Raw genomic sequence first — 12,254 nt, 5'->3', positions numbered from 1 at the left:
TATATTTAAAAGATGAACTATTCTTATGCAGTTTTACTTAATTTATATGCTTCACGGTTATTTTTTTTGAAAAGTTTTGGGAAAACATAACCATCTAATCCAATACGTCCAGCATTCTGTCCTGCAACTAAAATGAACATAGTTAAAATAAGCAGGTTTGGGTTTACACTAACAGTTCCGCTTAATAAAAATGAAAGGTTCATTATGATGCCGAAAAATGCAGCTGTTTTTGTTAATCCACCTAAAATCAAACCTAGTCCTACTAAAATTTCTCCCCATTGAACTAAAAAGCTAAATAGGTCTGCGTTTGGAAGAACAAAATGTTGAAGAAAATCTGCCCACCAACCTTGTACTGCAGGGTGGTCACCTGATGCTTGAGCGATAGCTCCTTTTAGAAAACCACTTGCATCAAAAGACTGTCCAAAAACTTTTCCTATTCCAGCAGCAAGCCATGCATATCCTATGTAAAGTCGTAAAAATAATAATAAGAAAGTAGCGCGTTTATCAGTTCTTAAAAAATTGATAACCATTGAAATCCCTCCAATGTCTTATTTACATGTTTATTATATATCCATTGTGAATAAATTCACAATGGAGGAAATGTGAACGAAGATAGGTTGTGAGCAATTGTTTTATTTTTTGTAACATTTCATCTATTTTGGTAGACTAATAATGGAGATATATCAAAAGGAGGCAAAGAATAGATATGTGGATGAACTTGTAATGATTAGAAATTAGATAGATGAATTTTTCTCTCGTAAGTGAGGGTTTATTTAGCTACCTATAAATCATTCAAGGAATGCATATTTGTTTTGTACATCCCTTTTGTAAGGATAGATGCCTATGTGGGGAAATTTATATCTCTTATATAAAATATGCGTCCTTTAAAATTGGAGGAGTATATGATGAATCAATTAAAAAATAAAGTAGCAGTTGTTACAGGTGTAAGTCGTCTAGACGGTATAGGAGCAGCTATTTGCACGGAGTTAGCAGAGGCTGGATACGATATATTTTTTACGTATTGGACAGAATACGATAAAGAGATGCCTTGGGGCGTTGATAAAAATGAACAAATACAATTAAAAGAAAAATTGATACAAAACGGTGTCAAAGTATCGAGCATGGAGTTAGATCTAACTCAGAATGATGCATCAAATCAGCTTATAAATAAAGTTACTGAACAATTAGGGTACCCTCATATATTAATTAATAATGCAGCGTATTCTACGAATAATGATTTCTCTAATTTGACTGCTGAAGAACTAGATAAGCACTACATGGTAAATGTTCGTGCGACTACATTGTTAAGTAGTCAATTTGCCCAAGGTTTTGATAAGAAATCTGGTGGTAGAATTGTGAATATGACGTCGGGACAATTTAAAGGACCTATGGCAGGAGAATTAGCGTATGCAACAACGAAGGGAGCAATTGACGCTCTTACTAGTACGTTGTCAGCGGAAGTGGCCCATTTAGGGATAACAGTGAATGCAATTAACCCAGGTCCAACTAGTACAGGATGGATGACTGAAGAGATAAAGCAAGGATTAAAGCCGATGTTTCCTTTTGGTAGAATTGGTGAGCCGAGGGATGCAGCAAGACTTATTAAGTTTTTAGTGAGCGAAGAAGCCGGATGGATTACAGGGCAAGTTATTCATTCAGAAGGTGGATTTAAGAGATAAATTTATAAATAAAAAGAAGGTATCTCATTTCAGTGAGATACCTTCTTTTTAATCTTTCTTCAATCTTCGTGCTATACCATTACCTAATGACTGTAATCCTTGAACAAGAATGATTAAAATAAAGACTGTTGCATACATTACTTCAGGTTCGTAGCGTAAATGTCCGAATCGATATGCTAAATCACCAAGGCCGCCAGCACCTACAAGTCCAGCCATTGCTGTTGCACCGATTAAGCCGATCGTTGCGATTGTTAATCCAAGTACGAGAGACGGTCGAGCTTCTTTAACCATAACGTGCCAAATGATTTTTATAGTAGAGACTCCCATTGCTTGATATGCTTCAATGACACCGCGATCCACTTCTAATAAAGCAGTTTCCATTAAACGGGCAATGTAAGGGGCTGTGAAGACAACAAGTGGTACGATAACACCTTGTACGCCAATGGACGTTCCCATTAGAAACTTTGTAAAAGGTAAAATGAAGAATAATAGAATGATAAATGGAAGAGAACGAATGATATTAATAACTGTATTAAGAATAGGATAGATAATTTTATTTTCTCGCTGTCCACCAGGTCTCGTTAAAACAAGTGTGACGCCGAGTGGTAATGCAATAAGAATAGAGATAAGTAGTGAAATAGATGTCATTTGAAATGTTTGAATTGTTGCTTCCCATATTACGTTACCCCACTCATCCAAAAAGGACTTGTTTCCCATAATCTGTTCTACCTCCTTCTACGATGATCCCTTGTTCTTGTAAAAATGATAAGGCACGGTGTACTTCATTTTTTTCACCTTGCATATGAACGATCAGTTTTCCATATGCCTCATGTTTTAACTGTGTAATATTGCCTGATAAAATATTAGGATATACGTGGAAACGTTTTGTAGCGACAGCTAACGCTGGTTCTTCTGAAGCGGTTCCTATAAATGAAAGTGTTACGATTTCCCCGGTGCTTTGTAGTTCTTTCTGTACCTCTTCTGGAATTTTAGCTGCAAACGCGCTATTTACAAATTTCTTCGTTGTTACATGTTGTGGGTTTGTGAAAATATCTTTTACGGTTCCACTTTCGACTACCGCCCCATGTTCCATTACAGCAACTTGGTCACAAATACGCTGGATGACATTCATTTCGTGTGTAATTAGCAAAATCGTAATTCCGATTTCTTCGTTGATCTTTAATAATAAATCAAGAATAGAATCGGTCGTTTCCGGATCTAATGCGCTCGTTGCTTCATCACTTAATAAAACTTCTGGCTCATGAGATAGTGCGCGAGCGATCGCTACACGTTGTTTTTGACCACCAGATAATTCACTTGGATAGGCATCTTTTTTATTAAAGAGATCAACAATGCGTAAATACTTTTCTACCCTTTTTTCAATTTCATTTTTGGGAAGACCAGATAGACGTAAGGGTAGTGCGATGTTTTCATAAACGGTAACGGTTTTAAGTAAATTGAATCCTTGAAAAATCATGCCGATTTTTTGTCTCGCTTTTGCGAGTTCTTTCGTCGATAAGGTTGTTAAATCTTGTTCGTTTATAATGATATTTCCTGTCGTTGGTTTTTCTAATAAATTTACACAACGAATTAATGTACTTTTACCAGCGCCGCTATATCCGATGATTCCAAATACTTCACCCTTTTTTACTTTAAGGGAAGTTGATTTAAGAGCCTCAACATTCCCTTTTTTTGTTGTAAATACTTTGGAGACGTTTTTTAATTCAATCATTATAGTCAGCTCCTACCAAGACGGTAAAACAGAACCATCGAATTTTTTCTCAATGAAATCTTTTACTTCTTTAGATTGATAAGCTTTCTTTAATTTATTAACAACAGCATCATCTTTATTTTCAGTACGAACAACGACCCAATTCACATATGGTGAATCTTTTCCTTCGCGGAAAATGGAGTCTTTTGCTGGACTTAATTTTGCACCTAATGCAAAGTTTGTATTAATCGCAGCTGCCTTCACTTCACCTAGCTGCGTTGGTAATTGAGATGCCTCTAATTCAACAATCTTTAAATTTTTCGGATTTTCAATTACATCTTTTGCAGTCGCTTTTTCCGTAGCCTTTGGATCAACTTTTAAAACTCCTGCTTTTTCAAATAGCTTTAAAGCACGCAGCTCATTTGTTGGGTCATTCGGGACAGCAATTGCGTCGCCCTCTTTTAATTCTTTTACATCTTTTAAGTTTTTAGAGTATATGCCCATAGGGAATGTTACTGTGGAAAATACTTCAGTTAATTTCATATTACGTTCAGCTTTAAATACGTCTAAATAAGATTTAGTTTGATAGCTGTTTACATCGAGGCTTTTTTCATCTAAAGATACGTTTGGCGCTACATAATCATTAAATACTTTTACATCGATTTGGAGGCCATCTTTTGCTGCCACTTCTTTTACCTTTTCAAAAATTTGTTCATGCGGTCCACCCGTTACGCCGACAGTAATCTTTTTCTCATCTAATGCTTTTACCTCTTTATCAGAATTAGCACCACATGCACCTAACAATAATACCGCTCCACTTACAATACTTAATAACACCTTTTTCATCTATAATTCCCCCTTAATATACGTTCCAAAATAAAAAGCACCTCTCAAAAATAAGAGAGGTGCCGAATAGACGAAATAGGTTCCTCTCTTATCTTCCAAAACGAAAATCGTTCTGCAGGAATTAGCACCTTAGCTTATACGTTATAAGCTCGGTTGCCGGGCATCATCGGGCCAGTCCCTCCGCCACTCTTGATAAGAGTATGTGTATGTAGTTTTTTAATATGGTACTAATAGTAAATCTTACAAAAAGAATTGTCAATATTATTTTCTGAATATATTTTATTTTAAGGTAATCGAAACGTTCCCTTTTTTATGTCCCTTTTCCACATACATATGAGCTTCAGCAATTTCTTCTAATCGGTAAGTTCTATCAATAACGGGCTTTAGTTTTTCCGTTTCGACTAGTTTTTTTAATAGAATCATATCCTCTTTACTTACCTTGGCCATCATTCCATTAACAGATACATATTTTCCATTGGGTGTTAATGTATTTGTACAAAGGGATTTTTTATACTTCCCAACTGCATCAAATATAATATCGTAGCATTTGCCTTGCTTAGTAAAATCTTCTTTCGTATAATCAATTACTTTATCAGCTCCTAAAGATTGCACGAGTTCAAAATTTGAATTACTACAAACAGCCGTAACGGTCGCGCCGAAATATTTAGCAAGTTGTACAGCAGCTGTTCCTACTGATCCGGAGGCACCATATATGAGCACTTGTTGCCCTTTTTTTATACGGCCCTTTCTCAGGAAATGTAATGCTGAAGTTCCACCAAAAGGAATAACTGCCGCTTCTTCATACGTCACATTGGTAGGTTTTAATGTTATTAATCCACTTTCATGTACGCATGTGTACTCGGCATAACCACCGAGGTTTAGTTCTGTTAATGCAAAAATTGGATCACCTTTTTTAAATTGAGTTACATCTGTTCCTACTTCTTCGATTTCACCGGATAACTCTACGCCGAGCACAGGTTTTCTCGGTTTTCTGAAACCTAATATGATCCTCATAGGAATCCAAAATAAGAGGGGGCTATTAAAGCCGCGTATTCTACAATCTCCAGTCGTTACACTTGTTGCGTGAATTTTAATTAATACTTCGTTCTTTTTAGGTGTAGGTTTCTCTATATTTTGAAGCTGAAGAACGTTAGGTGGTCCATACTGTGTGCAAATGATCGCCTTCATAATGACCTCCTGAAATGAGTTGTTGTTATTTACATCATATTTAAAACCTTCATTAAACATGTCGCTATATAGCGAATAAAGATTAAAAATTATATAGATTTCGTAGGAAAAGAGGTGATATTATTTTGGGAAAGGGGGCGACATTATGAAAAAAACTATTATTATTTCAAGTTTAGTGCTTGCAATCAGTCTAGGGGTAGGGTGTAGCAATGAGAAAACAACAAAGACTGATGAACCGAAAAAAGAAGCCATGCAAAAAGAAAAGGAATTAGAAGCGAAGGATGTTTTCAAGAAAACGAACGAAGCTTTTAAAAATGAAGAAAATGTAACGATGACATATGATGTAGGGTTAAAAGCTGAGGGAACAGAGATGGATATATTAAAGGCTAAGATGCAATTAGAGCCAAAGACAAAGAATTCTCGTTCTGAAATGAATATTTCTGGTACAGATGTTGTAGTGTATACTGTGGATGGTAAAGTTGCTGGTGAGGTGAAAAACCCTAATACAGGAGAAGTTATAACCGTACCAGAGGAGCAATTAAACGCTGGTGGAATGAAAGCGACTCAAGATATTATAGATAATTTAGAAGTACCAGCAGTAGTTTTAGATAAAATGAAGATGGAGAAAAGCGGAGATAAATATAAACTGAAATTTACATTAAAAGGGCAAGAAACAGAAAGTATGTTAACTAGCATGGATGAAACGCAGAAGAAAATGTTACAAGCACAAAATGCGAAGATAGAAGAAGTGGATGCAGAATATATCATTACAAAAGATTTTAAATATGAATCAGCGAAGATAGATATGATTATGAGTAGTAATGGTAAGGATAAGGCACACATTATTACGAATGCAAAATATACGTCGTACGAAAAGTTTGACCCAATACAATTGCCGGCAGCAAAGTAACAGTTTTGATCAGGGGGGACCTAAAATAAGGTGCCCTCTCTTTTTTATACTTTCTTCTTAGGAAAATAGGTACAATATGAAGAGGGAAAACTGTGGAAGAGGAGAGTGTCATTTGAAAAAAAGAAAGATAGCGGTGGTCATTGTAGCTTATACAGTGTTGCTTGCGACATCTATAAATACATATAAAGAGCAACTAGAACATCCTATTATGAGCGATGTAGGAAAGTTGCTTCCAACGAAAATTAAACGTGTTGAAAATGCTGAGGATGAACGTTCATTAAAACAGTTAGTGCAAGATGCAAATGTTTCTGGAGAGAAGATTTCTATTGCAGGTATGCAACATAGCCAAGGCGGACAGACGTATTATCCGAACGGTACGATGCTTGATATGAAAGGATATAATGAAATATTAGAATTCGATCCGGAGAAGAAGAGGATTAGGGTGCAAAGCGGTGTCACATGGAATGACATTCAAAAGAAAATCAATCCATATGGTCTTGCAGTTCAAGTGATGCAATCTCAAAATATTTTTACTGTTGGTGGTTCATTAAGTGTAAATGTACATGGGCGTGATATTCGTCATGAAGCATTGATTGATACAGTAGAGTCGTTCAGATTGTTAATGGCAGATGGTACGGTGCGTAATGTAAATAGAGAAGAAAATGCTGACTTGTTTCCGTATGTAATTGGGGGATATGGATTATTTGGTGTGATTTTAGATGTGACGCTACAGTTAACAAACGATGAATTGTATGAAACGCATACGAAAGTACTAGATTATAAAGAATACTCTTCATACTTTAAGAATAAAGTGCGAAGGGATGAGAATATACGTATGCATTTAGCACGTATTTCTGTTGCCCCAAATTCATTTTTAAAAGAGATGTATGTGACAGATTATGTACTGGCAGAAGATCAACAGAAGTTGAAAGAGTACAGCAAATTAAAAGAAGAAAATATTATAGCTGCGCCGAAATTTTTGCTCGGGTTATCACGTTATAGTGACTGGGGAAAGGGCGCATTTTGGGACATACAAAGAAGTTATTTTGAACGTACAGATGGTAAGTACGAAACGCGAAATAACGTAATGAGATCTGATAGTACTTTTATGGAATACGATAATCCAAACTTGACCGAAGTTTTACAAGAGTACTTTGTACCGATAGATGGTTTTGCAGCGTATATAGATGATTTGCGAAGCGTTTTAAATGAAGAGGAATTAAACCTTCTTAACATTACAATCCGCTATGTAGAAAAGAATGAGAATGCGGTGCTATCTTATGCGAAAGATGATATGTTTGCGCTTGTGCTTCTAATTAATCAAGGGCGTTCTGAAGATGAAATAAAGAAAACAAAAGTGGTCATTCAAAAGATGATTGATGTTACGTTAAAGCATAATGGAAGTTATTATTTACCGTATTATTCTTATCCGGAAAAGGAGCAACTAAAGAAAGCTTATCCTCGCATAGAAGAATTCCTTCAGAAGAAGAAGGAAGTAGACCCAGAGGAAAGGTTTGTGAATTTATTTTATAAGGAGTATAGCAAATGACATATAGAAGATTTGTAGCCTCACAAAGCATTATTATGATGGCGGGTAGTATGGTATTTCCTTTTTATATACTATTGCTTCGAAATATAGGAAATAGTTTCTCGCAATTTGGCTGGGCGTACGGCTTATTTGCCTTAACTTCAGCTCTAGTATATCCGTTAGTTGGAAGAATCTCTGATAGGGTAGGTGATAGAAAGTTATTAATTATATACGCATGGTCCATGGCTATATTAATGCTTTTTTTCCCTATTGCAACAGAAGTTTGGCATGTATACATTCTCCAAATTTTAATGGGTATTTTAGGTGCTGTGCAGCGTAATACGGAGAAGACATCGTTAGCACGAAAGGTAGCGCATAAGGGAGCTGGTTACGAAATTGGAAAATACCATGTATGGACATCAATTGGGGGCGGAGTAGCTATAATTGCAACTGGTTACCTAGTGGATTTCTTTACGATAGGGACTATTTTTTACATTGCTTCAGTTTTATATGTAGTTAGTGGATTTGTATTAAGCCGCGGTGATAAGTAATTAAAAGTATTTCCATTCCCATTTTTACCTGATTACCCTTTATTTGTTATACTTATGGAGAAGACAAAAGAAAAGGGGACATTGCCTTTGATGAAATTTATAGTTTTAGCTATTCTCACTTTGTTTTTGATTCCATGGACTAGAAGCGGTAATAAAATTCGCGCGGTGGATAAAGGAGGAAATGAGAAAGTTGTAAAGGGTAAGAAATCATCTATTTTAGTTATTCCTGTTTTATTTTGGATAGGTATTGCAATCTATGAATATTTCTGGCTAATTGATGATCGAGCAGATTCTATTCTTACTCATTATTCTGTTGCAGTAGCGATTTTAATTGGGCTTGTTTTATTCTCACAAGAGCAGGTAGGGAAATTAGAAGGTACGTTAAAGGGACTTCTAATGTTTGTTTTACTCGCAAGTTACGGCTATTTTGGTTATTTGCACGATATAGTAATCACGCAAAAAAAATATGATTCTGTTGTGAAGATTGAGAAAGATATTTCAGAGCCATTTACTGAAAATGATCAGCCGTTTACAGTGCCGCCAAAGACAGCGGAGAATAAGATGAAAAAAGTATTTGGGGATATTCCGAAAGTAGCTTATTTTGAGCTAGGAGAATTAACGCCACAAATGGTAAATGGCGAGGCCTTATATGTAGCACCAATTGAAGTTTCAGGATTTTTTAAAGCACGTAAAGCTGAGACAATTCCAGGGTACGTAACGATGTCAGGTACGAATCCTGATGCGGAAGCGAAACTGCACCTTGGATATAAAATGAAGTATGTACCAAGCATGTTTTTCGGTAATAAATTAGAACGTGTCGTCAGAAAAGCAGAACCGGATTTAATTTTTAAAGGGAAACCTAAATTTGAAGTGGATGATAAAGGGAAACCGTATTATACAATGACGTATGGTGAATTTATTTCAGGAAGATCTGGATTTGAAGTAGAAGGTGTTGTAGTAGTAGACGCACAAACAGGTGAAGTGAAAAAATACGACAAAGGAAAGGCACCTAAATTCGTTGATGGCGTATTAAATCACGAGACTGCATCTACATTAAATACGTATTTCGGTAAATATATTCACGGATTTTGGAATACAAAATTCTCACAAACGGATATGAAGATTCCGACTGAGTGGGGAACGAAAGAAGGAGTTACACCAATCTTCGGTAAGGATGGAACGTTATATTATTTTACTGATTTCACCTCTCCGAAAGAAGGAGTAGATTCTGCACTAGGCTATTCGCTTATTGATGCGCGTACAGGTAAGTTGTATTACTATAACGGAAAAGAAGTAAAGGGAATTATGGATGGTTCGGCTGCTACAGAAGTAGTTGATAATTCCTTTAAGAGAGAGAAATGGCATGGAACAATGCCGGTTATTTATAACGTATATGGTAAACCTTCTTGGATTGTACCGGTTATTGATGACGGCGGATTAGTACGTGCTCATACTGTCATATATGCTTCTAATGCAAAAGTGTTTGCAACAGGTTCAACGCAAAAAGAAGCACTTGAGAATTATAAAAATGCGCTGAGCGGAAGTGGTGATTCATTTAGACCGACTTCAAATGGGAAAGAAGCGCAAAAAGAAGGTACTGTACAACGTGTGTATAAAGAAAAATCAGGTGAAAATACGATTGTGTACGTACTATTAGAAAACGAGCAAAAAGTATTCATGGTACCGGCGAAGAAATTCCCATATGCAATGTTTACAGAAGTAGGAGATCCAATTCAAATCACATATTTAGACACAGGAGAAATGATGGCATCTGTATCTAAATTTACAAATAGTAATTTGAAAAAGTAAAGCGATAGAGATTCTATCGCTTTTTTTTTACATTATTAAACAGGAAAATACGGTATACTTGACGTATATTTATGTTGTAACTATAATTGTTACGATTAAGTATTTATATGAAAGGGTGAATGGAAAAAGTGAATGGAGTTAATCACGAAGTATATAAACCTGTAAAGACAAACAGGTTATGGATGATTCTTGTATTAGGGACACTTACGGCAATTGGGCCATTATCTATTGATATGTATTTGCCTTCTTTACCAAAGTTAACGGATGATTTACAAACGGGTGCATCCCTCGCGCAGCTTACATTAACTGCTTGTCTGCTTGGGCTTTCAGTAGGGCAGTTATTTATTGGTTCAATTAGTGACATTTACGGAAGACGCAAACCTCTTATTATCGCTCTTATTATTTATGTTGCTTCTTCTTTACTTTGTGCTGTTGCGCCATCTATTTGGACTTTAGTCTTATTGCGTTTCTTACAAGGTGCTTCAGGATCTGCTGGTATCGTTATATCACGTGCAATGGTACGTGATATGTATTCAGGTTCTGAAATGACGAAGTTTTTCTCACTGCTTATGTTAGTAAACGGAGCAGCGCCTATTTTGGCACCGATTATTGGAGGACAATTATTACAGTTCACATCATGGCGCGGCGTTTTTATCGTTCTTGGAGCAATTAGTGTATTCATGCTAATATCAGCTACTTTCGTATTACGTGAAACATTACCTCCTGAAGAAAGAGAGACAGGTGGATTATCAGGAACGCTTGCAACATACGGAAAGCTTCTGAAAGATCGTTTATTTATGGGGTATGCATTGTCGCAAGGATTAGTAACAGCTGCAATGTTTGCTTATATTTCTGGTTCACCGTTTGTGTTGCAGAACATATACGGAGCATCACCACAGCAATTTAGCTTATTCTTTGCGATTAACGGTATCGGTATTATTATTGCTAGTCAGGTTACGGGCCGTTTAGCAGGGAAAGTGAATGAGAAAACTTTATTCGTTTCCGGTATTATTATTGCGGCTGTTGGCGGTCTATCATTACTACTTACAATCGCACTTGGAATAGGGCTAATCGGTGTTTTATGCTCGCTATTTCTTGTTGTATCAAGTGTTGGGGTTGTATCAACAACCGGCTTCTCGTTAGCGATGAGAAATCAAAAACAAGCAGCAGGAACAGCATCAGCTTTACTAGGTTTATTACAGTTCATTTCAGGAGCACTTGTAGCACCGCTAGTAGGTATTGGTGGAAGCAATACAGCACTTCCTATGGGTGTTGTTATAGCTCTTTGTGAAATTGGTGCTGTATTATGTTATCTATTTATGGCTAGAAGAAGTGAGAAGCAGTTTGAACTGCAACAAAATAAAAAGTTAGAAGCTTAATACAAAAGAGCTGATTCAAACATTTCTTTGAATCAGCTCTTTTTTTCATTTCTTTGAAATAACTCATACATATTATTCATGATCGCATCATATAAGAAAGCGAGTTTATCCCATACCCAGCGGTTACTGTCGACCTCTTTCTCCCCGCAATCAATAATATCAGTATGATCTGTAATTCTATATGCCCTCTCAACGATAATAGGAGCAATCTTCGGTATGCGTGGAATTTCTTTTAAGACATCTGCAAAATTTCCAATGTAGACATGACCGATAATCTCGATTGTTAAAGATTTATCGGATATATTTAGCACAGTATGAAATTGATTTATATGTTGTTTCTTTAAATATTGGGCCAGCTTAAATGGAGCATGCTTCTTCTTTAATACGCGGCGAAGGCTCTCTGTATTTTCAATATGAAGTGACTTTTCGCGAATAAGGACGCGAATATCTTCGCCCATAAAGGGTATTGTATTGTACATTGATGATTCTCCTTACAAACTGAACTACGCTTACTTTATGCATATGTAAGTCTAGCATGGTTTGTTCTCTATGTGTGCTTACAGTTTTGTAAGGTGATGTAGTAAAGTGATGCAAAAGTTATTTGCATAAAGTGACGATACTGTGACAAAAATGTTGGTATGTATATTAAGATA

General features: G+C 36.2%; 12 protein-coding genes and 1 riboswitch. Of the genes, 6 read left to right on the top strand and 6 right to left on the bottom strand.

Annotated elements, in window-relative coordinates; all coding sequences use genetic code 11:
- Positions 1-23 precede the first annotated feature (23 nt).
- Entirely contained in the window at positions 24-530 is a 507-nt protein-coding gene (locus JFU20_RS14190; protein WP_002009850.1) for a DoxX family membrane protein, read from the bottom strand.
- 372 nt (positions 531-902) lie between these two features.
- On the opposite strand from JFU20_RS14190, the gene JFU20_RS14185 reads away from it, so the two are divergent.
- On the top strand, positions 903-1,679 hold the full coding sequence (locus tag JFU20_RS14185) for an SDR family oxidoreductase (RefSeq protein WP_002167149.1): 777 nt from the start codon (positions 903-905) through the stop codon (positions 1,677-1,679).
- 48 nt (positions 1,680-1,727) lie between these two features.
- Here JFU20_RS14185 and JFU20_RS14180 read toward each other — a convergent pair whose 3' ends face one another.
- The 4 genes from JFU20_RS14180 to JFU20_RS14165 form a co-directional block, all read right to left on the bottom strand.
- Positions 1,728-2,396: a methionine ABC transporter permease gene (locus tag JFU20_RS14180; protein WP_000527155.1), complete on the bottom strand. Its 669-nt coding sequence runs from the start codon at positions 2,394-2,396 to the stop codon at positions 1,728-1,730.
- A complete protein-coding gene (locus JFU20_RS14175) occupies positions 2,371-3,411 on the bottom strand; it encodes a methionine ABC transporter ATP-binding protein (protein ID WP_002009845.1) in 1,041 nt (346 codons plus the stop codon). Before JFU20_RS14175 ends, JFU20_RS14180 begins: the two co-directional genes overlap by 26 nt.
- Before the next feature lie 12 nt (positions 3,412-3,423).
- A complete protein-coding gene (locus JFU20_RS14170) occupies positions 3,424-4,236 on the bottom strand; it encodes a MetQ/NlpA family ABC transporter substrate-binding protein (RefSeq protein WP_002009844.1) in 813 nt (270 codons plus the stop codon).
- Positions 4,237-4,321: 85 nt separating this feature from the next.
- A riboswitch (SAM riboswitch) is annotated at positions 4,322-4,435 on the bottom strand.
- Positions 4,436-4,515: 80 nt separating this feature from the next.
- Positions 4,516-5,424 carry an NAD(P)-dependent alcohol dehydrogenase gene (locus JFU20_RS14165; RefSeq protein WP_002167148.1) on the bottom strand — a complete coding sequence of 303 codons (909 nt, stop codon included), beginning with the start codon at positions 5,422-5,424 and terminating at the stop codon, positions 4,516-4,518.
- A 145-nt stretch (positions 5,425-5,569) separates the two neighbouring features.
- Here JFU20_RS14165 and JFU20_RS14160 point away from each other — a divergent pair, with 145 nt between their 5' ends.
- The 5 genes from JFU20_RS14160 to JFU20_RS14140 all read left to right on the top strand — a co-directional run bounded on the left by JFU20_RS14160 (position 5,570) and on the right by JFU20_RS14140 (position 11,601).
- Positions 5,570-6,334 carry a DUF6612 family protein gene (locus JFU20_RS14160; protein ID WP_002009840.1) on the top strand — a complete coding sequence of 255 codons (765 nt, stop codon included), beginning with the start codon at positions 5,570-5,572 and terminating at the stop codon, positions 6,332-6,334.
- 112 nt (positions 6,335-6,446) lie between these two features.
- Positions 6,447-7,883, top strand: a complete 1,437-nt coding sequence (locus JFU20_RS14155) for an FAD-binding oxidoreductase (RefSeq protein WP_002167147.1) — start codon at positions 6,447-6,449, stop codon at positions 7,881-7,883.
- Positions 7,880-8,413 carry an MFS transporter gene (locus tag JFU20_RS14150; RefSeq protein ID WP_201038705.1) on the top strand — a complete coding sequence of 178 codons (534 nt, stop codon included), beginning with the start codon at positions 7,880-7,882 and terminating at the stop codon, positions 8,411-8,413. The genes JFU20_RS14155 and JFU20_RS14150 overlap by 4 nt, the downstream gene beginning before the upstream one ends.
- Positions 8,414-8,503: 90 nt before the next feature.
- Entirely contained in the window at positions 8,504-10,222 is a 1,719-nt protein-coding gene (locus JFU20_RS14145) for a DUF3981 domain-containing protein (protein ID WP_002167145.1), read from the top strand.
- 119 nt (positions 10,223-10,341) lie between these two features.
- A complete protein-coding gene (locus JFU20_RS14140) occupies positions 10,342-11,601 on the top strand; it encodes a multidrug effflux MFS transporter (RefSeq protein WP_002009833.1) in 1,260 nt (419 codons plus the stop codon).
- A 32-nt stretch (positions 11,602-11,633) separates the two neighbouring features.
- Here the strand turns inward: JFU20_RS14140 and JFU20_RS14135 are convergent, their stop codons facing one another.
- Entirely contained in the window at positions 11,634-12,080 is a 447-nt protein-coding gene (locus JFU20_RS14135; protein ID WP_002167144.1) for a hypothetical protein, read from the bottom strand.
- Positions 12,081-12,254 lie beyond the last annotated feature (174 nt).

The organism is Bacillus sp. TH30 (genome assembly GCF_016650875.1).
GTDB classification, from domain to species: domain Bacteria; phylum Bacillota; class Bacilli; order Bacillales; family Bacillaceae_G; genus Bacillus_A; species Bacillus_A mycoides.
The sequence above is the reverse complement of the archived record's forward strand: the minus strand, read 5'-3'. Positions and strand labels throughout refer to the sequence as shown.

Bases quoted from the DNA above. Each gene is read 5' to 3' on its own strand.
- JFU20_RS14190 (WP_002009850.1), bottom strand. From the start codon at position 530: ATGGTTATCAATTTTTTAAGAACTGATAAACGCGCTACTTTCTTATTA.
- JFU20_RS14185 (WP_002167149.1), top strand. From the start codon at position 903: ATGATGAATCAATTAAAAAATAAAGTAGCAGTTGTTACAGGTGTAAGT.
- JFU20_RS14180 (WP_000527155.1), bottom strand. From the start codon at position 2,396: ATGGGAAACAAGTCCTTTTTGGATGAGTGGGGTAACGTAATATGGGAA.
- JFU20_RS14175 (WP_002009845.1), bottom strand. From the start codon at position 3,411: ATGATTGAATTAAAAAACGTCTCCAAAGTATTTACAACAAAAAAAGGG.
- JFU20_RS14170 (WP_002009844.1), bottom strand. From the start codon at position 4,236: ATGAAAAAGGTGTTATTAAGTATTGTAAGTGGAGCGGTATTATTGTTA.
- JFU20_RS14165 (WP_002167148.1), bottom strand. From the start codon at position 5,424: ATGAAGGCGATCATTTGCACACAGTATGGACCACCTAACGTTCTTCAG.
- JFU20_RS14160 (WP_002009840.1), top strand. From the start codon at position 5,570: ATGAAAAAAACTATTATTATTTCAAGTTTAGTGCTTGCAATCAGTCTA.
- JFU20_RS14150 (WP_201038705.1), top strand. From the start codon at position 7,880: ATGACATATAGAAGATTTGTAGCCTCACAAAGCATTATTATGATGGCG.
- JFU20_RS14145 (WP_002167145.1), top strand. From the start codon at position 8,504: ATGAAATTTATAGTTTTAGCTATTCTCACTTTGTTTTTGATTCCATGG.
- JFU20_RS14140 (WP_002009833.1), top strand. From the start codon at position 10,342: ATGGAAAAAGTGAATGGAGTTAATCACGAAGTATATAAACCTGTAAAG.
- JFU20_RS14135 (WP_002167144.1), bottom strand. From the start codon at position 12,080: ATGTACAATACAATACCCTTTATGGGCGAAGATATTCGCGTCCTTATT.